At 53.3% G+C, this 21,503-nt stretch carries 18 protein-coding genes; 8 read left to right on the top strand and 10 right to left on the bottom strand.

Going from position 1 to position 21,503, the window contains the following annotated elements; all coding sequences use genetic code 11:
- Positions 1-16: 16 nt before the first annotated feature.
- The 7 genes from pfkA to JNE38_RS07330 all read right to left on the bottom strand — a co-directional run bounded on the left by pfkA (position 17) and on the right by JNE38_RS07330 (position 8,962).
- Positions 17-976 (bottom strand): 6-phosphofructokinase, encoded by a 960-nt coding sequence (gene pfkA, locus JNE38_RS07360; protein ID WP_203355946.1) that lies wholly within the window; start codon positions 974-976, stop codon positions 17-19.
- A gap of 221 nt (positions 977-1,197) precedes the next feature.
- Positions 1,198-2,154, bottom strand: a complete 957-nt coding sequence (accA, locus tag JNE38_RS07355; RefSeq protein WP_203355945.1) for an acetyl-CoA carboxylase carboxyl transferase subunit alpha — start codon at positions 2,152-2,154, stop codon at positions 1,198-1,200.
- A complete protein-coding gene (gene accD, locus JNE38_RS07350; RefSeq protein ID WP_203355944.1) occupies positions 2,121-3,065 on the bottom strand; it encodes an acetyl-CoA carboxylase, carboxyltransferase subunit beta in 945 nt (314 codons plus the stop codon). The genes accA and accD overlap by 34 nt, the downstream gene beginning before the upstream one ends.
- A gap of 21 nt (positions 3,066-3,086) precedes the next feature.
- Complete coding sequence (locus tag JNE38_RS07345) at positions 3,087-3,269, bottom strand: glutamate decarboxylase (RefSeq protein WP_092266119.1); 183 nt, start codon at positions 3,267-3,269, stop codon at positions 3,087-3,089.
- Positions 3,270-3,349: 80 nt separating this feature from the next.
- Positions 3,350-4,021: a FadR/GntR family transcriptional regulator gene (locus tag JNE38_RS07340; RefSeq protein WP_203357449.1), complete on the bottom strand. Its 672-nt coding sequence runs from the start codon at positions 4,019-4,021 to the stop codon at positions 3,350-3,352.
- Positions 4,022-4,119: 98 nt separating this feature from the next.
- Positions 4,120-5,364: an NADP-dependent malic enzyme gene (locus JNE38_RS07335; protein ID WP_203357448.1), complete on the bottom strand. Its 1,245-nt coding sequence runs from the start codon at positions 5,362-5,364 to the stop codon at positions 4,120-4,122.
- 169 nt (positions 5,365-5,533) lie between these two features.
- Positions 5,534-8,962, bottom strand: a complete 3,429-nt coding sequence (locus tag JNE38_RS07330) for a DNA polymerase III subunit alpha (RefSeq protein WP_203355943.1) — start codon at positions 8,960-8,962, stop codon at positions 5,534-5,536.
- 170 nt (positions 8,963-9,132) lie between these two features.
- Here JNE38_RS07330 and JNE38_RS07325 point away from each other — a divergent pair, with 170 nt between their 5' ends.
- A complete protein-coding gene (locus JNE38_RS07325; protein WP_203355942.1) occupies positions 9,133-9,444 on the top strand; it encodes a YtpI family protein in 312 nt (103 codons plus the stop codon).
- 173 nt (positions 9,445-9,617) lie between these two features.
- Here the strand turns inward: JNE38_RS07325 and JNE38_RS07320 are convergent, their stop codons facing one another.
- Positions 9,618-10,235, bottom strand: coding sequence for a DUF2087 domain-containing protein (locus JNE38_RS07320; RefSeq protein ID WP_203355941.1), 618 nt, complete (start codon positions 10,233-10,235; stop codon positions 9,618-9,620).
- A gap of 169 nt (positions 10,236-10,404) precedes the next feature.
- On the opposite strand from JNE38_RS07320, the gene JNE38_RS07315 reads away from it, so the two are divergent.
- On the top strand, positions 10,405-11,640 hold the full coding sequence (locus JNE38_RS07315; RefSeq protein WP_203355940.1) for an aminopeptidase: 1,236 nt from the start codon (positions 10,405-10,407) through the stop codon (positions 11,638-11,640).
- A 263-nt stretch (positions 11,641-11,903) separates the two neighbouring features.
- Here the strand turns inward: JNE38_RS07315 and JNE38_RS07310 are convergent, their stop codons facing one another.
- Together JNE38_RS07310 and JNE38_RS07305 are read right to left on the bottom strand one after the other, a co-directional pair.
- Positions 11,904-13,214 (bottom strand): DRTGG domain-containing protein, encoded by a 1,311-nt coding sequence (locus JNE38_RS07310; protein WP_203355939.1) that lies wholly within the window; start codon positions 13,212-13,214, stop codon positions 11,904-11,906.
- Positions 13,215-13,423: 209 nt separating this feature from the next.
- The gene (locus JNE38_RS07305) at positions 13,424-14,581 is read right to left on the bottom strand and encodes a DUF445 domain-containing protein (protein ID WP_203355938.1); all 1,158 of its coding nucleotides are present in this window, start codon (positions 14,579-14,581) and stop codon (positions 13,424-13,426) included.
- A gap of 93 nt (positions 14,582-14,674) precedes the next feature.
- Between JNE38_RS07305 and JNE38_RS07300 the strand changes: the two genes are divergently transcribed.
- The 6 genes from JNE38_RS07300 (at position 14,675) to JNE38_RS07275 (ending at position 21,466) form a co-directional block, all read left to right on the top strand.
- Positions 14,675-16,087, top strand: coding sequence for a YheC/YheD family endospore coat-associated protein (locus JNE38_RS07300; RefSeq protein ID WP_203355937.1), 1,413 nt, complete (start codon positions 14,675-14,677; stop codon positions 16,085-16,087).
- Between the two features lie 5 nt (positions 16,088-16,092).
- Positions 16,093-17,184 (top strand): YheC/YheD family endospore coat-associated protein, encoded by a 1,092-nt coding sequence (locus JNE38_RS07295; RefSeq protein ID WP_203355936.1) that lies wholly within the window; start codon positions 16,093-16,095, stop codon positions 17,182-17,184.
- Positions 17,185-17,186: 2 nt separating this feature from the next.
- Entirely contained in the window at positions 17,187-18,560 is a 1,374-nt protein-coding gene (locus JNE38_RS07290; protein WP_203355935.1) for a YheC/YheD family endospore coat-associated protein, read from the top strand.
- Between the two features lie 41 nt (positions 18,561-18,601).
- The gene (locus JNE38_RS07285) at positions 18,602-19,909 is read left to right on the top strand and encodes a YheC/YheD family endospore coat-associated protein (protein WP_203355934.1); all 1,308 of its coding nucleotides are present in this window, start codon (positions 18,602-18,604) and stop codon (positions 19,907-19,909) included.
- 5 nt (positions 19,910-19,914) lie between these two features.
- Positions 19,915-20,391, top strand: a complete 477-nt coding sequence (locus JNE38_RS07280) for a GNAT family N-acetyltransferase (RefSeq protein WP_203355933.1) — start codon at positions 19,915-19,917, stop codon at positions 20,389-20,391.
- 115 nt (positions 20,392-20,506) lie between these two features.
- The gene (locus JNE38_RS07275) at positions 20,507-21,466 is read left to right on the top strand and encodes a hypothetical protein (RefSeq protein WP_203355932.1); all 960 of its coding nucleotides are present in this window, start codon (positions 20,507-20,509) and stop codon (positions 21,464-21,466) included.
- Positions 21,467-21,503 lie beyond the last annotated feature (37 nt).

Raw genomic sequence — 21,503 nt, 5'->3', positions numbered from 1 at the left:
CTGAAGACTGCCCACGCTAGATGGACAGTGTACGTGCCAGTTGATATACAGATAAGTCCAGCTTATGTTTTTGCGCCAATGCTTCTTTAAAGTCCACATCGACGATTTGGTTGTTCTGGATGCCGACCATGCGATCCCGCTTGCCTTCCAGCAGAAAATCAACGGCAGCTGCTCCCATGCGGCTCGCCAGCATGCGGTCCATCGCGGTCGGAGAGCCTCCGCGCTGAATGTGGCCGAGTACGGTCACGCGAGTCTCCCAGCCTGTTGCTTTGGTAATGGCATCTGCATAAGAAGCTGCACTGCCCACCCCTTCGGCAACGATGATAATGGAGTGCTTTTTCCCCCGTCGCTGACCGGCATGAAGACGTTCCAGGATATCTTCCATTTCTTGTTCTTCTTCTGGAATGATGATCGACTCTGCCCCTGCTGCAAGCCCTGCCCACAAGGCCAGATCGCCGGCATCGCGTCCCATTACTTCAATAATGTACGTGCGCTCGTGGGAGGTAGCGGTATCCCGAATTTTATCGATCGCATCTACAATGGTGTTCAATGCCGTATCAAAACCGATTGTAAAGTCGGTGCACGGAATGTCATTGTCGATTGTACCCGGCACGCCGATCGTTGGGAATCCCTTTTCCGTCAGCTTTTGCGCGCCGCGGAACGATCCATCTCCCCCGATGACGATCAATCCTTCGATCCCGAACTTGCGGAGCTGTTCAACGGCCCTCTGCTGTCCAGCCTCTGTCTTGAATTCTTCGCTCCGTGCAGAATACAGAATGGTACCGCCCCGTTGGATAATATCTCCTACTGATCCCAGCGACATCTCCTGGATATCTCCACTCATCAGTCCTTCATACCCGTGGTACACCCCGTACATTTGAACCCCGTGGTGAGCAGCCCGCCGAACAGCCGCCCTTACCGCAGCGTTCATTCCTGGCGCATCGCCACCGCTGGTCAGAACCGCAAGCTTTTGCATGGAATCCACCTCTCCAATCGTGTCGTCTTTAGCATGTCAAGAAACGGCAACAGTATGTACCATATCAGCTATGGAACACCCTGTATCAGTCCGATCTGCATTTCTGTTATACACAAAAATGATTTGTGCCATACTTTTTGGAAGTTTTGATAACTTCTGCATTCGACTAAGATTGTAGCAGATTTTCCGCGCAGAAAAAAGCGAAAAAACGCCCCCTGTCATTACAGGGAAGCGTATTCGCCAATCTGTTTGAACTTTTCATATCGATCCTGTATCAGTTCATCCGGAGACATTTTGGCCAACTGTTCCAGTTGTTCGACGATCGTCTGTTTGACCAGGCTCGCCTGCTGGATCAAGTCGCGATGGGCTCCTCCAAAAGGTTCGCCGATGATGCCGTCAATGACACCCAGCTCGAGCAAGTCAGGTGCCGTGATCTTCATCGTCTCTGCTGCGCGCATGCCCAGACTGGAGTCTCTCCACAAAATGGCTGCCGCACTTTCCGGAGCGATCACGGAGTAATACGAATTCTCCAGCATAAAGATTCGATTGCCCACGCTGATTGCGAGTGCGCCGCCGCTGCCGCCTTCACCGATGACGATGCAAATGATCGGCACGCGGAATGTAGCCATTTCACGCAGGTTGCGCGCGATTGCTTCACTTTGGCCGCGCTCTTCCGCAGCCTTGCCGGGGTAAGCCCCGGACGTATTGATAAAGCAGATGATCGGGCGCCCGAATTTATCCGCCTGCTGCATGATCCGCAATGCCTTGCGGTAGCCTTCAGGATGCGCCATGCCGAAATTCCGCTTGATATTATCTTTGGTATCTTTCCCTTTTTGATGACCGACGATCGTAACCGGACGTCCATCCAGCTTGGCAATACCGCCCACAATGGAATGGTCGTCACCAAATAAACGGTCACCATGCACTTCCAGAAAATCAGTAAAAAGTAACTGTATGTAGTCCAAGGTCGTCGGACGTTCGGGATGGCGCGCCAGTTGTACGCGCTGCCACGGCGTCAGATTCCCGTAAATTTGCTGTGCGAGGTCTTTCGACTTTTGTTCCAGCCGCTTGATCTCATCCGAGAAATCAATGCCTTTCTCTTCCGTGAAGCGACGCAGTTCCTTGATTTTGTCTTGCAATTCAACTAGTGGCTTTTCAAAAGGGAGTTCTCCTGCCATGCTTCCACTCCTTCCCGCGACGTGTGCATCTCTACCAGCTTGGCGAGAGTACTGCGCATATCCTTGCGGTGCACAACCATGTCGAGCTGCCCGTTCTTCAACAAGAATTCCGCTGTTTGGAAGTCTTTTGGCAGCTCCTGGCGAATGGTTTGCTCGATGACACGACGTCCGGCAAAACCAATCATCGCTCCAGGTTCTGCGATATTGTAATCTCCCAATGAAGAGAAGCTCGCAGATACGCCGCCATACGTAGGGTTCGTCATCACGGATACGAACAACAGACGCTCACGGTCAAGCTTGGACAACGCTGCACTCGTCTTGGCCATCTGCATGAGACTGAGCACACCTTCCTGCATGCGCGCTCCACCGGATGCCGAGAACAAGATGAATGGCAAGCGACGAGCGATTGCTTGTTCGATCGCACGCGTGATTTTCTCTCCTACGACCGAGCCCATGCTGGCCATACGGAAACGGGAATCCATCACGCCGATCACAATCCGATGGCCGCCAAGTACGCCTTCCCCGGTCATGATCGCTTCATTCAGATTGGTATTGGCCTTGTCCTGCTCCAGCTTTTCCAGATAACCCGGGAAGCCGAGCGGATTGGCTGTAGTCAAATTGACGTCAAATTCCTCTGTCAGCACCCCTTCATCCAGTAAGGATGCCAAGCGTTCCGGAGCTGACATGGAGTAATGATACTGACAGCCTTTGCAAACGCGCAAATTTTTCTCCAAGTCTTTGGAGTAGTGAATCGTCCCGCAGTGAGGACATTTATTCATCAAACCTTCGGGTACTTCCTTTTCTCTCGTTCCCACTTCTTTGGAAGGGTCTGCGGAAGCCGGAACACGAGCGAGGGTCTCCGAAGGGACTGTAGCAAACTTGCGCTTCTTTCCAAAAAGATCTTTTAGCATTTGTACACCCCACCTTTCTCTTCAGTGAAGGATCGTGGCGAGTACTTCCTGGACTTCTTGCAGCTCGCCCTCCGGCACCAAAATCTCGTATTGCTTCGAGACTTTTGCCTCGCGAACCTTTACCAGGAATCCTTCATCTGTCAAACGTTGCTGAATCCGTTCTGCGATTCTAGCGCTAGGAGCGATGTAGATGACAGTCCACACGCTGGCTTCCTCCTTCATCGTCCAATACAGGTCTGCATCATCATATCACAGCCTTTGCGCCTGTCGCAAATGGGGGCAAATCATAGCTTGCTGTTCTCCAAATGATGCCTCATTTTCTCAACGGCTGCTGTCGCATCCCCTGCGCGAATCGCTTCCATGATTTCGCGATGCTCGGCTACTGCCAGCCTTGCCCTGCCCTCGCGTGACAAGGATTCAATACGAACACTGTTGCTGTATTCGACCAGAGGTGCCCAGATCCGATGCAGGATCGAATTGCGGCTGGAACGGCAGATGACCCGATGAAACTGGTAGTCTTCTTCCATGGGCACTTCTCCACGCTCTACCCGTTCCTCGGCACTCGCCAAAATGCGCTCCATCTCTTCAAAATGCTTGTCGGTCGCTCGTCTGCAGGCGAGGCGGACCGCATCCAGCTCCAGAATTCGGCGCATCTCGATCAGATCTTTCTTGGTCTTGGCATCCCGCAGGATGAAAAATCCGAGAATATCGATCAGCCGATTATGCCGGTAACTCTTTAAGAATGTGCCTTCCCCTCTGCGAGTCTCGATCAGCCCGAGAAGCTCCAATGCCCTGAGTGCTTCGCGGACGGAGGAGCGGCCTGCGCCCAGCTGTTCAGACAGTTCCCGTTCAGAAGGAAGCTTGTCGCCCGGACGCAGGTTTCTCTCTTGAACGATCTCGTGAAGCTGCAGGAGAATCCCTTCGTATACCTTTCGATCTTGGGATGAGTCGAGCACCATTCATCCTCCTTACGTAGCACCTACTGTGAAGTGAAGCACCCTCCGGCGGCGCCGGGAAACACGGTGTCTCGGAGGGTGAAGACTGTACGGGTATCCTATACTTGCTGGTAGGAAATCGCAGCCAGGTTCATGGTTTTTTGTTTCACATCTTCTGGATCAACCGTGATGCGGGCAACGCCACTTTCCATTGCCGCTTTTGCTACTGCTGCAGCTACGTTTGGCGCTACGCGAGCATCAAATGGAGCCGGGATCACTTTATCAGCAGACAGCTCTTCTGGCGTGATCAAATCTGCGATTGCGTATACAGCCGCCAGCTTCATTTCTTCGTTGATGTTGGTAGCACGAGTGTCCAGAGCACCGCGGAAGATTCCTGGGAAAGCCAGTACGTTGTTTACTTGGTTCGGGAAGTCGGAGCGTCCGGTACCCACTACTTTCGCGCCTGCCGCTTTGGCCTCTTCCGGCATGATTTCCGGTGTCGGGTTCGCCATTGCGAAGATGATCGCATCGCGGTTCATGGAGCGAACCATCTCAGAAGTCACGGCACCTGCAACGGATACACCGATGAAGACGTCTGCACCTTTCATCGCTTCTGCCAGATCACCTTGAATTTTATCGCGGTTGGTGATTTTCGCCATTTCTTCTTTCACCGGGTTCATCCCGAACGGACGACCTTCATAAACGATCCCTTTGGTGTCGCACATGATGACATCTTTGACACCCATGGAAACCAACAGCTTGATGATGGCGATACCGGCTGCACCTGCGCCGTTTGCTACCACGCGGATGTCTTCCAGCTTCTTGTCAACCACGCGCAGCGCATTGATCAGGCCAGCGGCAGTAACGATCGCGGTACCGTGCTGGTCGTCGTGGAATACAGGGATGTTGGTTTCGCGCTTCAGACGTTCTTCCACTTCAAAGCAAGCTGGAGCAGCGATATCTTCCAGGTTTACCCCGCCGAACGTCGGTTCCAGCAGTTTTACGGTTTCTACGATTTTGTCTACGTCCGTGGTGTTCAAGCAGATCGGGAACGCATCCACCCCAGCAAAGGATTTAAACAGGACGGCTTTTCCCTCCATAACCGGCATCGCTGCTTCAGGTCCGATGTTTCCGAGACCGAGAACGGCAGTACCGTCGCTGACTACTGCAACGAGGTTGCCCTTCATGGTATATTCGTACACTTTGGACTTGTCGTCAAAAATATCTTTGCATGGCTCTGCAACCCCTGGAGAATAAGCGAGGCTAAGGTCGCGCGCATTGCGGACCGGCACTTTTGTGACAGCCTCCAATTTCCCTTGATGTTTTCTGTGAAGTTCCAGTGCTTCCTCTCTCAGATTAGACATCATAACCACTCCATTCGCGTTTATCTTTTCTATGACAGCTTATAAACCATGTTTGCTGCTATAACATACACCCAGTGGTCTGACCACTTTTTAAGTTATGTCCTCAATATATAGCAAAACCTATTATCCTGTAAACCTGCCGAAAACGGCGAAAAAGGGAGGACATTCCTCATCCTCCCCACATTATGGGCAATTCTTTCGAAATTACGCTGTCAAACCCCACAATTGCTCGCGCTTGCTCCAAAAACGACTCATCCAAGCTGACCCGAATCGTATCCGGCAAGCGAATTGTCTGTCTTTTTCCCTCGTAGAACAGTATCACAGGAATTGTTCCTTTTTTTTCGACAAACAAGTGCGAAAGCTGCTGCAGCGTCGAATCCTGCTCCTGCGCCTCCGAGATTTTGACAAATAGAACGGTTTCTACCGTAGGCTTGGGCAAGGCGTCCGCTGCCCAGAAACGGGAAGCGAGCAGTTTGACGAGATCGTCCTGATGATCGATCCGCGCTTCCGCCACGACCATGCCCTCTCGCGTCAAAAGCTCTGCGTGCTTGGCGAATACCTGTGGGAAAACGACCAGCTCTACCTGCGCCGTTTTGTCTTCCATGGTGATGAACGCCATGGCATCCCCTTTTTTCGTCTGGATGCGCCGCTCCTCCGTAATCATGCCGAATACCTTCACCGTCTTGTCGCGAGGAAGCTCCCCGAGTGTGGCAATCGCGGAAACTTCCGCCCGATTGGCCAAATGGGCGTACTGATCCAGCGGATGACCGGAAATATAGACACCCAAGAGGTCTCTTTCTTCCTTCAATTGCTGTGCGTGGGAAAAAGGCGGTACCTCCGGGTAGTCCTTTGGCTCACGCACCGGTGCACCTGCATCTTCTCCGGCGAACAAATTCATCTGATCCGCATCGCGCTCGATCCGTTTGCCGTTCGCTTTGCCCACGGCTTCATCGAGGAGCATGAGCAGCTGACTGCGATGGCCGGGCAGCGAATCCAAAGCTCCGCACAATGTCAGCGACTCCACCACTCTCCGGTTTACCAGCCTGCCATCCACCCGCGCGCAAAAATCAAACACATCCCGATACGGCCTGCTGCTGCGTTCCCTCACGATCGACTCGATCGCACCGTAGCCCACATTTTTAACTGCGGCGAGGCCAAAGCGAATGGCATCCTGTTCCACGGTAAAATGCGCTTCGCTGCGGTTCACATCGGGCGACAGCACTTTCAGCTGCAGGCGGCGTGCTTCCTCCGTATATTCGGCGATGCGCGTCTGGCTTCCGATGGACAGCGATAGCAGAGCCGCCATAAACGCAAGCGGATGATTGGCTTTCAAATACGCCATTTGGTAGGCGATGACGGCATAGGCGACGGAGTGAGCCTTGTTGAAGCCGTAATCGGCAAAGCGCACGATGAGGTCGTAGATTTCGTTGCCAAGCTCCTCGCCGTAGCCTTGCTTGATGCAGCCTGCCACGAACTTCTCCCGCTGCTCAGCCAAAAGCTCGCGTTTCTTTTTCCCCACGGCCCGCCGCAGGATGTCCGCTTCCCCCAGACTAAAGCCAGCCAGAGTGGACGAAATCTGCATGATCTGCTCCTGATAGATCATGAAGCCGTGCGTCTCCCGCAAAATCGGCTCGAGAACCGGATGGGCGTAGTGCACCTGCGTCTGTCCGTGCTTGGCAGCGATGTATTGCGGAATGATCTCCATCGGACCTGGACGATACAGAGCCAGGACGGCGATGACATCATCCAGACTGGACGGCTTCAGATCCCGCAGTACGTTGCGCATGCCGGAGGACTCCAGCTGAAAGACACCGGTCGTCTCCCCCCGCGTGAGCATTCGGAAGGTCTTGGGATCATCCGTCGGAATCGCTCCCAGGTCAATCGGGGTGCCTTGACCCTCCAGATTGCGCAGCGTTTCCTGGATAATCGTCAGATTGCGCAAGCCGAGAAAATCCATTTTCAAGAGGCCCACTTCTTCCAAGATCTCCATGGGATATTGGGTGAGCGCGAGCCCTTCGTTCCCTGTCTGCAGAGGCACGTACTCCGTCAGCGGCTCTCGCGAAATCACGACGCCTGCCGCATGGGTGGAAGCGTGCCGCGGCAAGCCCTCGACTCCTTTTGCCGTCTCAATCAGCTGCGCTGCCTGCTTGTTTTCCGCACACAGCTTGCCGATGTCCGGGTTGATCTGCATGGCACGGTCAATCGTCATTCCAGGTGATTGCGGAATCATTTTTGCCACGCGATCGATCAGCCCGAGCGACAAGCCGAGAGCCCGCCCCACATCCCGAACGGCAGCCCGGGCGGCCATCGTCCCGAACGTAATGATCTGCGCCACGCGGTCATGCCCGTATTTTTTTGCTACATAGTGAATGACTTCATCTCTGCGCTCCACCGAGAAATCGATATCAATATCCGGCATCGTCACCCGCTCCGGATTGAGAAACCGCTCAAACAGCAGTTGAAAGCGCAACGGATCCACATTCGTAATTTTGAGCGCATAGGCAACCAGACTCCCTGCTGCCGATCCCCTCCCCGGCCCCGTCGGGATGCCGTGCTGATGGGCGTAGCGCATGAAGTCCCAGACGATCAGGAAGTAATCGGTGAAGCCAGTCCGCGTGATAATGCCCAGCTCATGGTCCAGACGTTCACGGATCTGCGGTGTCAGCTCTCTGTAGCGCTCGATGCAGCCTTGAACGCACAGCTCCCGTAAAAACGCAGTCGAATCCTGTCCCGGCGGCAAAGGAAATTGTGGCAAAATATGCTCTCCAAACGACAATGTCACCTGGCAGCGTTCCGCGATCGCTGCCGTATTGGCCAGTGCCTGGGGAGCAAACGCGAAGGATGGAGCAAGCTCTTCGCCGCTCTTCAGGTAATATTGGTCCGACTCGTAGCGGAAGCGGTTATCCTCTCCTACGGTCTTGCCTTCTCCGATGGCCAGCAAAATATCGTGTGTGGCATGCTCGCTTTGGTGGATGTAATGGACGTTGTTTGTCACGACCAACGGAATGCCGGTCTCTTCACTGAGACGGACAAGTCGCGCATTCAGCCTGCGCTCGATTTCCAGACCGTGGTCCTGAAGCTCCAGGTAGTAGTTGTTCTCTCCGTACGTTCGGCGATACCAGAGCGCCGCTTCTTTTGCCCCCGCCATATCCCCGGTCAGCAGCAGTCGCGCTACCTCTCCTTCCCGACAGGCGCTGAGGGCGATCAGTCCGGCGCTGTGCCGCACGAGCGCTTCCTTGTTCAAGCGAGGGAGAATGTAATTCCCTTCTGTCTGTGCGATCGTCGCCAGCTTCAACAGATTACGGTAGCCCTGCTCGTTTTCCGCAAGCAAAACCAGATGGCTCGGAGCAGGGGCATTCCGCACACGGTCTTGCAGGTTTCCATCTATCACATACACTTCCATGCCGATAATCGGCTTGATGCCAGCTTCCCGGCACGCTTTATAGAACGGAATCGCTCCGTACAGGTTGGCGTGGTCCGTGATCGCGAGCGCGTGCATGCCCAATTCTTTGGCACGAGCTACCAGCGGTTCAATCCGCGCTGCCCCGTCAAGCAAGCTGTATTCCGTATGAACATGCAAATGGACAAAGGAGGTCATGCTGCTTCTTCCTCTCTGGTTCCGTTCGTTGTCTTTGTTTCCTCGCTTTCTATTATACCGAAAAGATAGGAGCGAGTGGTGAATCAGAACAAATGTTCTTTGGGAATTTGACCTCACTTACGCTCTTTTGGTAGGATAATACCAGATTGGTAGAGAGGATGAATCGGTATATGTGGTCTGCCTTTTACTTGACCGGCGTGCTCGCTTCGCTGGTCGCCAGTGTGTACTTCAGCATCCACGCCCGCAGACAGGGCACCCACCCGCTGGCTTCCCGCATGATTCTGGGAAAAATGAATATCTCCCTGGGGGTGCTGGTTAGCCTATTCGGGGTCAATCAATTTACATTTGAGGAGCTGGATACGATCCGCATCGTGGTCGCTCTGGTGATGCTTCTCGTCGGAATCATCAATTTGTATTTGGGAACACGCAATTATTTTCGTTATAAAACGCTTTGGCTCGCTGAATGTAAGAAAGGCGTGTAGCGCGGAGAATAAAAAGAACGGCTGGAAACTTCTTTCCTCTGTTTCCAGCCGTTTCGTGTGGCACAATCTTTTTTACGTACGCTATAATGTCCCTGTGTGACATTCTATTGCTTCAGACAACCCGAGTGCAGTGCCGACGGTTGTCCTTTTTTATATCGATTTCCTTTTGCCGGCTACTCTTTGGCCCACAGCGCCTCGGGATTCAGCTCGTAGATCCCGTTCTCGCGATACATATAATGATTCATCACAAACTCACGCCGAATCGTGGCAAAATCCTCGTGAAACGTCTTGATGTACGCATTGATTTCCCGCTCCTGATACTTTCTCCCTCTCTCCAGCCCCCGCACCATATGCTCGAGAACGATCAGCTTCTTCTTTCGCTGCACCGGAATCTGTTTCAGCTTGCCATCCGACGTCATGAAATTGCGGATAACCTGTAATTGCTCGGCTGCCATGTCTGTCCTCCCCTGCTCTATTTCCGAAGCACCCTGCGGCACATCCTCTTCCACCTGGTCCTTCGCTTTTTCCAGCACATCCAAAATGGCATGGGAATGCCGTTTCATATTGGCTTCATGCAAATAAAAATAAATGGTGTTCTTGTCCCTTCTCTCGTACACGGCTCCCGCATCCCGCAGTTTCGCCATATGGTGGGTGATCGTCGGAGGAGTCACACCCAGCTTGCCAGCCAGCGCCTGCCCGTGCAGCGGCCCGCTTGCCAAAATCGCAAGGATCCGAATACGCGTCGGGTCTGCCAGAGCTTTATGAAAGGTAACCAACGTGTCTAATTGCAATCCTCATCACCTGCCCGTTCCTTCTCTATCCACACTAATTAGACGATCATTTAATTAGATACTACTCATTCTCCGTTTCCTTGTCAACGGCATCAAAGTGTGAACACCATGCCAGCAATATTTGGTATATACTGACAACATCCGTTTTTTACGAAAGAGAGGTCTGCCTATGAATCTGTTCGAGCAGCATCTGCACAAGTACGCCGAGCTGGTCATCAAAGTAGGAGTGAACCTGCAGCCCGGACAAGTCCTGTATCTGGGTGCGCCGCTGGAATGCGCAGAATTTGTCCGCATCATCGTCCGCAAAGCCTATGAGGCCGGGGCCGTCTACGTGCAGGTCGCCTGGGAGGACGACTCGGTGACTCGCGCGCGGTTCGAGTACGCCCGTGACGATTCGTTCCATTACTACCCGCAGTGGATCGCATCCTCCATGGAACAGCTCGCAGAGTCCGGCGGCGCATTGCTTGCGATCGACGTTCCCAATCCCGATCTGTATGCGGGAATCGACAACGCCAAGGTCAGTGCAGCGAGGCGCGCAGCTGCCACAGCCAGACAAAAATACTTGGGTTACGTACGGACCAATCGATTGAGCTGGTGCCTGATCAACGCCCCGACCGAAGCCTGGGCGGACAAGGCATTTCCAGAACTGCCGCAGACGGAGCGAATACCGGCTTTATGGGAAGCGGTCTTTCTCATGACTCGCGTCGATCAGGAGGATCCAATCGCGGCTTGGCATGCCCACATCCAGCATTTGCGGTCCTTGTGCGGGAAATTAAACGCCAAGCAATACAAAAAGCTGCACTACAAAGGGCCCGGCACAGACCTGACAATCGAGCTGGTCGACAATCATGTGTGGACGGGCGGCAGCAGTCACAGCCAGGCAGGTGTCGAATTCATTGCAAATGTTCCAACTGAGGAAGTCTTTACGATGCCTAGGAGACAAGGAACGAACGGAGTTGTCTTTGGCACGATGCCATTTGTTTTGGGCGGGACGGTAGTCGATCGCTTCTCCCTGACCTTTCGGGACGGAGAGGTCATAGACTTCACCGCTGAAGTGGGCTATGAAGCGCTGAAATCATTTCTGGAAACGGATGACGGCGCCCGCTATCTCGGAGAGGTCGCACTGGTGTCCCACGATTCCCCTATCTCCAACATGAAACGGATTTTCTACAACACAGGAATTGACGAAAATGCCTCCTGCCATTTTGCTCTCGGCAGTTCCTACCCGTTTACTCTCAAAGGGGGAACGCAGCTCTCCAAAGAGGAGCTGCAGGAGCTCGGCGCTAATGACAGCGTGGTGCATGAGGACTTCATGATCGGATCGGATCAGCTCGATATTGACGGCGAGCTGGCAGACGGCACCATCGAGCCGCTGTTTCGGAAAGGGAATTGGGCCTGGAAATAAGCCATGCAAACGGCCTGTCGCGGATGACCCGGACAGGCCGTTCTTGCGTGATGAGTCAGTTGTTCGTTGAAAATATCAGAGGGGCCAAGATCTCCAAATCCCTCAATGGCAGATTGATCGGACAATAGGAACGGCTTGGAAGCCCACACCCGTATACAAGCGAACAGCAGCCGCTCGAAGGAAAACGTGATGCCGTAAAAAAACTGCTTGCCCCAGTGAGGAGGGGAAGCAGTTGGTTACGATGCCGTGTATTCTTTGCGTTGTTACCGCTCAATAATCTGTGCCGCTACCATTGCCTGCCCGACCAGCTGTTCGCCGTGGTACACGGACACTTCCACTTTCCCATGGCGCCGGCTGATATCCAGCAAGCGCGGCTGCACCTCGATCTGACTTTCCATCTGCACTGGCTTCAGGAAATAGACCGTGACGTTTTCCGGTACCATATCCCCTCTCCGATGCTGGCGCAGCAGATTACAGGCGGCTTCCACCATTACCGTGGTCATGATTCCGCTTGCGATGGTACCGAGATGGTTGGTCATTTGCGGCGTCACGTCGCCTTGGTAGAAGAGTTCATCCGCTTTTCGCTCTTCCCTGAAGTGCGACATGATCAGATTCGGGAACGTCTCGCTCATCTGCGGCTGCTTCGCCGTATATTGCAGCGCTTTTAACACATCGTTGCGGCTCAGAACCCCTACCAGCTTGCGGTAATTGTCCACCACAGGCAGCAGCTCAATTCCTTCCCACACCATCATGTGCGCCGATGAAGCTACCGACACCCGCGGCGAGGTCGTGATCGGATTCTTGGTCATCACTTTATCGATGGTGGCCGTCTCATCATGGCCGATAATATCCTTGGAAGTGACGATCCCAATCAAACGCATCTGCTCATCCACGACAGGGAAACGGGTATCCTGATACATCTCTGTGTACTGATGCCATTTGGCCACGGGATCCGATGGGAGCAAGACAGGCGTCTCCGCCAGCGGCTTGAGTACGTCTTCCACCATGACGATTTCTTTTTTGATGAGGCGGTCGTAAATCGCACGGTTGATCATCGACGCTACGGTGAATGTATCGTAGCTGGATGAAATGATCGGCAGCGCAAGGCGATCCGCCAGTTGCTTGATTTCTTCGCTCGTATCGAAGCCCCCGGTGATCAATACCGCTGCACCTTGCTGCAGGGCGATTTTATGGGCCTGATAACGGTTCCCCACGATTAGCAGGCTGCCTGCATCTATGTAGCGCATCATGGCTTCCAGCTGCATCGCACCGATGACGAATTTGTTCAAAGTCTTGTGCAAGCCTTCTCGTCCTCCGAGCACATGCCCATCGACGATGTTGACGACCTCGGCAAAAGTAAGCCGCTCTATGTTTTCCTTCTGCTTTTTCTCAATCCGCACCGTACCGACACGTTCTATGGTACTGACGTAGCCTTGTGTTTCCGCTTCCTTGATAGCCCGATAGGCGGTACCCTCGCTCACGTCCAGATCCTTGGCGATCTGCCGAACCGATATCTTTGAGCCGATCGGAAGGCGATCGATATATTGCAAGATTTGTTCGTGTTTCGTTGCCAAGTCGCTCTTCCCCCTTCCTAATCTTCCACCCGTTCAACTTACTGGCTCCTTGGAACAATATACCCGAAGGCGAGGCAAAAAAAAAGGGTAGCTTTTTCAAGCTACCGAACAGAAAGTATATCATTAAGGGGGTTTTCATCGTAGTTTTATCTTACCCCTCTTATATTACAGGAATATTACAGATGGTTTACAGTTTCTTTTCAGTTTGGCTATCCTAGCCATCCTGCCAGCAAGCCCTGTACGAGCCCGATCATTCCTCCCAGTACGAAGCCGAGCACTGTAATCATGCGGAACTCCCTGCCTGAGATACCTACCACCATTTCTTCGATCCTCTCAATCGGGAATCCTTCTACCTGGCGTGTCACAATTTCACGTATGCTGAGCTTTTGAAAGATACGCTCGACATTCTTTTCCAGCGTTTCTACCATCCAGCGCGCAAAACGAGGGATGAGCTCCGTGCTGACTGCCTTCTGAAACGGTGCAGTCAAACGGGACATAGGCTCGTCCACGAATCTTTGACTCTGTTCTTCCAGTCTCGCAAACAGCGCCAGAGACCACTCATCTATTTGCTCTCGGCCGATCCACGCCACGAGTTCGCCCACGTTTTTATCGAGCAGCTTGTCCGCTTCCGCTCCTAGCATGTGCCGCAATTTCTGGGAAAGGTCAGGATGCTGCAAGAGTTCATCGAGGTGCGGCAGCAGCTTGCCGATGATCTTGTCATCACCGAGGAACATGCCGACAAGCCCGCCGAACATCCCCCCTCCACCGCCCAAAAGACCGCGGATCATAGCCTGGATGGACTGCGCCCCCTCAGGCGAGTGCAAATATTCGCGGAACCTTTGCAGCAGCAGCGCAACTGCCGTATCCAGGGCTGTATCCAGGCGCTCCCGTCCAGCAGCCGGAATCAGCTCACGCAGCGTTTTCCCTTCATATTGATATAGGGTGCGATCCACGAAAGTTTGCCAGTGCAGCTGCAGCGGCTGGCGAATGGATTCGCTCCAAGTCCCGTCTTCCTGAAAGAGTTGCGGAACAAAGCGTTGCAGCACTTGCCGCAGACTCTGGTCATCTGTCATCTTGTCCATCGCTATCCGATTCAGCCAGCCAGCTATCGCATTTTCCAGCCCGCTTTGGGTTAACGCCCTCTTGACTCCCTCCATCGTGAGCAGATGCTCTTCCACCAATCTGCCCATTTGTATGGCGATATCATCGCGCCTACTAGGGATTAAACCAGGTGTGAAAGGAACGCGCCAACCCCCTATGTACCAAGGCTTCAACGGCCGGAAGAGCATCCGTATCGCCAGCTCGTTGGTCACTCCGCCAATGACGGAGCCTACTCCGATATTTATCATTACTGTCCAAATGTTCATTTTTACTAACAACCTCTCTTCCCTACATGGAACCAAACCATTTCCCTACTCATACCATAGACTAACTTCATGCCTGATGGGAAGGGGATAACCATGTCTTACGTTCCAACCATCATTCAACCATACGAGCCAAAGTCGGAAGTAGACCTTTACCTGCCCCAGGCGCACATGCGCAAATGGAATCTCTCTACGACTACCCTCACCGTCCAATTTGGAAGCAAAAAGGTTCAAGCCCGAGTAAGCAGCAGTGATCGCAAGGGAAGCACTTTGATCCGGCCATCGGTCGCTCAAGCGCTGCATCTGCCTATGGGAATCCCTCTGCTGGCCAGTTATCAGGCGAACCATCAGTCTCTAGTATTTGGACCCTATGTGGGGATTCTCGTCTCTACCTACAACGCGCAGTTTCCACAATCCCCCTTTGGACCTCTGACATCGTTCTTTAATGAATCGGCCGATATTTGCCGGAAGCGCGGCGGAATCATCTGTGCTTTCCGGCTTCAGGATGTGAACTGGGATGCAGGAATCGTCCGCGGTCTCGTCAGAAGGGGCGGCGTTTGGAGACAAAAGGTTTTGCCACTCCCCCAATGTATATACAACCGCCTCGTGTCAAGGCAGCGGGAGCGAAGCGAACAGATGTCCAATTGGGTCGGGCGCTGCAAGGATGCAAACATCCCGTTTTTTAACGAGCAGTTCTTGAATAAGTGGCACGTTCACTCGGCTCTCGAAAATCAAGAAGCAGCTGAGCCCTATCTCCCCAAAATGGTTTGCTATCAGAGTCAGGAAGAGTTACAGACTATGCTTGAAAGCCACCGCATGGTTTATGCGAAGCCTGCGAACGGCAGTATGGGAAAAGGGATCATCCGGCTGCGCAGAACCGAACAAGGCTATCAGTTCGCTCGGCCAGGAGGGCTGAGCAAGACATTCTCCAGCATTGCCGGGCTGCATCAGTACCTCTCCAGACAGACAAAAAACAAACCCTACCTGTTGCAGCAAGGCTTATTACTGATTGGCATCCAAAATCGGCCAACCGATTTTCGCATTTTGGTACAAAAAAACCGAAAAGGAGAATGGGCGGTCACTTCCATGGTGGCACGCTTGGGGCAAAATCGCATCGTTTCCAATATTTCAAGGGGCGGCTCCATGCTGCCTCCACTTCAAGCTCTGCGTCTTTGCGGTCCGTGGGCTGGCACTACCCGCCCCACTCCTCAGACGCTGGGAGCAGTTGCGTTAAAGCTGTCCGTGCTGCTCGAAGAAGCATTGCCAGGTCATTATGCGGAGTTCGGGGTCGATCTCGGTGTCGATGTGCGTGGCCATGTATGGTTGCTCGAAGTAAACAGCAAGCCATCCAAGTCCGCGAACACCGTCCCCCTGCCAGATGGCGTGGAGCAGCCTCCCCGCCGCGCCCGTCCCTCGGTAGTGCGCATGCTTGAGTATGCAGCCTATGTAAGTGGTTTTCCCCGGGCAGCCAAAGCAAAACCGACAGCCAAGAAAAATAGGCGAAGGTGACCCTCATGACAGTAAACCGTAGAACCTTGGGCATCATGACTCGTTGCCAAGGCTCCCATTTTATCGACAAAGGGTATTACAAAAAGCTGACGCTCTTTGGACGCAAGCAAGGCATCCGCGTATTTGTGTTTTCTCCGCGTCGGGTAAACTTCACATCCCGAACCGTGGCCGGCTACGAATACAGAAACGGGGCCTGGCAATCGGATACCTTCCCATTGCCAGCCTTCGTTTACGATCGTTGCTTTGTTGGCCCAGCTTACCGCAACTATAAACCATTCGTGGATAAGTTGCAAAACGATCGCAACATTACATTTTTGGGGCACGGCCTGTCCGGAAAATGGCAGGTGCACCAGATGCTCATCCATTCTCCGATCCTGGCCCCCGCACTGCCGCCTACCGAGCTTTTGACCTATTCCACCTTGCAAGCCACCTTGGATCAGTACGGATCCGCCATCATCAAACCCATGGCAGGAACGCACGGAATCGGTGTCGCACGAATCACAGAGCGCCGGGGCGGCTATGACATTTCGGGCCGCAATAAGGAAAATCAACCTTTCCGTCGAGTCCTCAAAGAACCCGGCGGCCTGAAGTCGTTTATCACCACATTCACAGCTGGCCGCAAATTTCTGGTCCAGCCTTATCTCGATCTGCACACACCAGACGGCTCGCCTTTCGATGTCCGCGTACTGGTGCAAAAAAACGGGAAGGGAGAGTGGGAAACAACGGGCAAAGCTGTTCGGATTGGCGATAAAAGAAGTGTTACCTCCAATTTGCACGGCGGTGGGAAAGCTGTTCCACTCACGCCGTTTCTTGCGAGGCACTACAAGCCAGCCATGCGAGCACGGATTGAGCAAAGCATCGATCACCTTACCGCAGAACTGCCTCGTTTTCTGGAGAAATCCCACGGAAGACTCGTCGAGCTCGGCATCGATGTCGGCATCGATACGGCCGGAAATGTCTGGATCATCGAAGTAAACAGCCGGCCAGGAAGAACGGTATTCACCATGATTAACGACCCAAAAGCCCGGCTTCATTCCATCGCCCAGCCTGTTCGTTATGCTCACTATCTCATGAAAGAGCGTGTAGGAGGTTACTAAGCATGGAAACAACCCGAGTGCGACTTCGCTTCCTTTCCCATCCCCATGTCTACGGGATCATCCTGCCAATCAATCTCATTACCAAGCTGCAGCTCAATCCCCGCCAAAAAGTGATTATCTCGCTGGGAAAGAAGGAAGCAGTCGCCACTATTCTGCTAGATAAACGAAATCCTGAAGGAAACACCGTGAAAGTCACAAGCTCACTGCAAAACCAGCTAGGCATCCCCCATGGCGGATTGATCAACCTCAAGCGTGAGGGGGACGTCCTGCGAATCGGTCCTGCAATCGGCATCGTCACGACAGGGGTGCGCAGAGATTCGAAAAATCCCATCGGATCCCGAACCTCCTTTTTCCAAAAGCTGCTCCAGGCACAGGAAGGAAAGGGCGTGTTCTACTACATTTTTTCCCCCCATGATGTGGATTGGGACAAAAAAGAAGTGAGCGCCTGGTTCTTGCGCAAAGGAAAAAATGGAGGGTACACCTGGCGAAGGGTAACGACGGCGATGCCTGATGTGATCTATGACCGCATTCCCTCCCGTTCTGCCGAAAATCACGAAGCTGTCCGGGACTTCAAATACAAGCTGGCAAACTACGAGAACACGCCGATGTTTAACCAGGGCTTCTTCAACAAATGGGGCGTCCATCAGCTCCTCTATCCCAATCCGGAGGTGAACGAGCATATCCCGGAGACGTACACCTCACCGTCCCTGCAAACGGTACGCAACCTGATCAAAAAATATCCGATCGTCTATCTCAAACCGAAAAACGGCAGCCTGGGTTACGGCATCGTGAAGGTCGTACGCACAGGTTCCGGATACGATGTGTCTTATCACAACGGCAGCGGGAACGTAAAGCGCCATTTCACCAAGCTTTCCTCCCTGTACCAGCATGTGTTTCGCAGCCGCCGTGTCAGCTCCTACCTCGCCCAGCAAGGAATTTCTCTGATGACGTTCCACGGACGCCCTTTTGATTTCCGCGTTCATCTCCATAAAAACCAACAGAATGAATGGGTCGTGTCCTGCACCGCTGCCAAGGTGGCAGGATCAGGCAGTGTGACGACCCACGTGCGAACGGGAGGCACCGTCATTCCGGGCAATGAACTGCTGCAGCAGCTATTCGGAAAACAGAAAGCCCTGATGGTAGAGCGTATTTCCGATGCTTCCATCCGCCTTGCCACAGCGATTGAGCTGGCAAAAGGCATCGATCTGGGTGAACTCGGTCTCGATATGGGAATCGATACACATGGCCATGTCTGGATGTTCGAAGCGAACTCCAAACCAGGTCGTTCCATTTTCAAGCACGCCCGCCTCAAGGATGCTGACTACGAATCTCGCAAGCTGCTCGTCGACTACAGCTGCTATCTCGCGAATTTTTGATCCATGCGAACAAGACCGTTTTTCAGGAAGGAGGAACACCCATGCAAAGGCAGCGCTCCGGGTGGCTGACCATCCTCCCAAGCGGCAAATGGTATTTGCAGCTGCCAAAGCAAGCTTTGGCCAATCGCCCTCGTAAACCGTTAATCGCCAGCCTTGGGCCTTTTTCTCACCATAAACGGTTGCATACTGGTCTGCCCAATCAGCAATCAGGCCGTATTCGCACCCGGATCAACTGGAAGATGGTCAACAACTCCCTGCGTCTCGGGCCATTAATCGGTATCCTGACTGTCGGCGAGGGTGCAGCATTCGTGGGAAATCGGGATAATTTCAAGGATATCTCCCTCTCCGGAAAAAAATGGGGAGCACTCGTGTATGTATTTACGCCGCAGGGCATCAATTGGGAGAACAAGAAGGTCCGCGGGTACCTGTACAACCATCAGCAGGACTGCTGGCAAGAAGCCATTCTCCCATTCCCCCACGTCGTGTACAACCGCATCCCCACTCGCAAGGCGGAGCAGCGTCCGGAAGTGCGCAAAACACTCTCCAGCATCAATGATCTTCCCAATGTCACCCTGTTTAACCGCTGCTTCTTTGACAAGCAAGAGCTGTTTCAAATGCTCGATGATTATCCAACCGTGCAAGCTTTTTTACCCGTGACGAAAAAACTCGACACGTTTGCACGCTTTCGCAGCTTTTGTACCGACCACCGCTTCGTCTATTTGAAGCCGGTTCGAGGCAAAGCGGGCGAAGGAATCATGCGAGTGGAATACAAAAATGATATGTGGCGCCTGGAGCGCCTGAAGAACCAAAGGGCCGTCACCCGCCGTTTTGCCAATCTGGAGGACCTATGGAGGCATGTCAAAAGCCAGATCGGCCAGAAGAAGTACATCATTCAGCAAGGGATTAAACGGGCGCGCTATCAGGGAAAGCCGTTTGATGTGCGCGTGCTCGTACAAAAGGATGGGAACGGGGAATGGAGTGTGACTGGAGTCGGCATTCGCAGAGCAGGCTCGCAAAGCATCACCACCCATGTGCCACGCGGGGGCTCCATTCATTCTCTGTCCAGCGTACTGCATTCCTTGTTCGCTGATCCCGAAAAAATGGAGGCGGCGATTCACCAGACCTCCTTGACGATCGCTCGAACTTTAAATGAGGAAATCAAAGATTTGGCTGAAATGTCCATGGATTTGGGGTTGACCGAAGATGGCAAGCTCTGGTTTTTCGAAGCCAATGCCAAACCCGAGAAATTCGACGAACCCACGATCCGTCGCCTGTCCCTGTCCAATCTCATCCATTATGCACAGTATGTTTCCCGCCTGCCAAGCGGGCGAGATGCCGTAGCGGGGTAACGAATATGAAGCTGAAATATGTAATCATGCCGCCACAAGCGTTGGCCGAATCACAAACGACGTTGGTTCGATTTGCACGCCAGGAAGGGGATCGACGCATCACCAAGCATGCCATCGACTGGCTGACACGCCTCACGCCCAAAAAGATGTCGGAGCAAGGAACGGCAGTGGCTCTGGCGATGAATGGCAAACGGGTAGTCGGGCTGTTTGCAGTCTCGCGCTGCGGACTCGGACACTCCTTTTTGGTCGTCGACAAGCGATACCGCAATCGCGGCATCGGCAAGGCCCTGACTGCTCATGTCTGTAAGCAGCTGCCCAAACTGTATGTGCGGGTTGCCCTGGATAACGAGGCGAGTCTTGCCCTGTTTCGCGGGATCGGATTTGAACCCGTAAAAGCAAGCATCGGTCCCACAGGAAAACCAACGCTGTGGCTAGCCTTCGGGCATTGGAATCCAAATGATTTGCAGGAGCATGCCGGCTGATAATCCGGCATGTTTTTGTTCTATTTTCTTTAAAATAATGAATTCTCTTGTTTTGTCAGTACATGCATTAGCTGGCCAACCTTGGAAATCATATGGTGCAGGAGGTGGTCTTCTCATGACCTACATGAACAATTTCATGCAATCACAACATCAACAAAATATCTCTGGAGCCATGGGCCAAGCTGGCGCCATGTTCCAACCTGGCTTTGCCAACACCACTGTACAAGAGGTGCAGCAATTGAACCAAGGCGGTTACGCTTCAGCAGCACCTACATACGGCATGTCCTTCGGTGGTGGCATTGGAGGTACGCAAGCCATGTTCCAACCTGGCTTTGCCAATACCAACGCGCAAGAAGTAAGACAGCTGAACGCTGGCTATGCGGCACCTTCGCAGCAAGGCTTCCAGCAAACGCAAGCTGCCTACCAGCCTGCATTTGGCGCGTCCACCCAATCTATCTTCTCCCCAGGCTTCGCAGGAACCAACGTGCAGGAAGTCCAACAACGCAACAACTCCGGCTTCGGCGGTTACACCGGACAAGCCGGCTTCACTAACGCGTCCTTCGGCGGAAGCATCTTCTCTCCTGGCTTTGCCGGAACCAATGTACAAGAAGTGCAGCAACGCAACAACACCGGATTCGGTGGTTACGCTGGACAAGCTGGCTTAACCAACGCGTCCCTCGGCGGAAGCATCTTCTCTCCTGGCTTCGCCGGAACCAATGTGCAAGAAGTCCAACAACGCAACAACACAGGCTATGCGGGCTACACAGGCAACACCGGGCTGAATGCCCAAATGGGCGGAGGCATTTTCTCTCCTGGCTTTGCCGGCACGAATGTGCAAGAAGTGCGTCAGCAAAATCAGGGCGGAACTGCAATGGCAGGCATCATGAGCAGCGGATATGGTCTGCAGCCACAACAACAGTCGTACCAAAACTACGGCAGCACGATGGGTGCAAATGCCCAATCGATGTTCTCGCCTGGCTTTGCTGGCACCAACACTCAGGAAGTACGCGCCCAAAACAACCTTGGCGGACAAATGACTGCCTACACCGGCTCCATTTTCCCTGGCAGCTTCTAAAAGAGAAAAAGCGTGGCTGTGTTCTCTAGGCAGCCAC

The sequence above is a fragment of the Brevibacillus choshinensis genome, from assembly GCF_016811915.1.
GTDB classification, from domain to species: Bacteria; Bacillota; Bacilli; order Brevibacillales; family Brevibacillaceae; genus Brevibacillus; species Brevibacillus choshinensis_A.
Note: the sequence above shows the minus strand (reverse complement) of the source record. Positions and strands in the feature narration are given on the sequence as shown.

Bases quoted from the DNA above. Each gene is read 5' to 3' on its own strand.
- JNE38_RS07330 (WP_203355943.1), bottom strand. From the start codon at position 8,962: ATGACCTCCTTTGTCCATTTGCATGTTCATACGGAATACAGCTTGCTT.
- JNE38_RS07275 (WP_203355932.1), top strand. From the start codon at position 20,507: ATGACCTACATGAACAATTTCATGCAATCACAACATCAACAAAATATC.
- JNE38_RS07285 (WP_203355934.1), top strand. From the start codon at position 18,602: ATGCAAAGGCAGCGCTCCGGGTGGCTGACCATCCTCCCAAGCGGCAAA.
- accD (WP_203355944.1), bottom strand. From the start codon at position 3,065: ATGCTAAAAGATCTTTTTGGAAAGAAGCGCAAGTTTGCTACAGTCCCT.
- JNE38_RS07280 (WP_203355933.1), top strand. From the start codon at position 19,915: ATGAAGCTGAAATATGTAATCATGCCGCCACAAGCGTTGGCCGAATCA.
- JNE38_RS07325 (WP_203355942.1), top strand. From the start codon at position 9,133: ATGTGGTCTGCCTTTTACTTGACCGGCGTGCTCGCTTCGCTGGTCGCC.
- JNE38_RS07290 (WP_203355935.1), top strand. From the start codon at position 17,187: ATGGAAACAACCCGAGTGCGACTTCGCTTCCTTTCCCATCCCCATGTC.
- JNE38_RS07300 (WP_203355937.1), top strand. From the start codon at position 14,675: ATGTCTTACGTTCCAACCATCATTCAACCATACGAGCCAAAGTCGGAA.
- accA (WP_203355945.1), bottom strand. From the start codon at position 2,154: ATGGCAGGAGAACTCCCTTTTGAAAAGCCACTAGTTGAATTGCAAGAC.
- JNE38_RS07305 (WP_203355938.1), bottom strand. From the start codon at position 14,581: ATGAACATTTGGACAGTAATGATAAATATCGGAGTAGGCTCCGTCATT.
- JNE38_RS07315 (WP_203355940.1), top strand. From the start codon at position 10,405: ATGAATCTGTTCGAGCAGCATCTGCACAAGTACGCCGAGCTGGTCATC.
- JNE38_RS07295 (WP_203355936.1), top strand. From the start codon at position 16,093: ATGACAGTAAACCGTAGAACCTTGGGCATCATGACTCGTTGCCAAGGC.
- pfkA (WP_203355946.1), bottom strand. From the start codon at position 976: ATGCAAAAGCTTGCGGTTCTGACCAGCGGTGGCGATGCGCCAGGAATG.
- JNE38_RS07335 (WP_203357448.1), bottom strand. From the start codon at position 5,364: ATGTCTAATCTGAGAGAGGAAGCACTGGAACTTCACAGAAAACATCAA.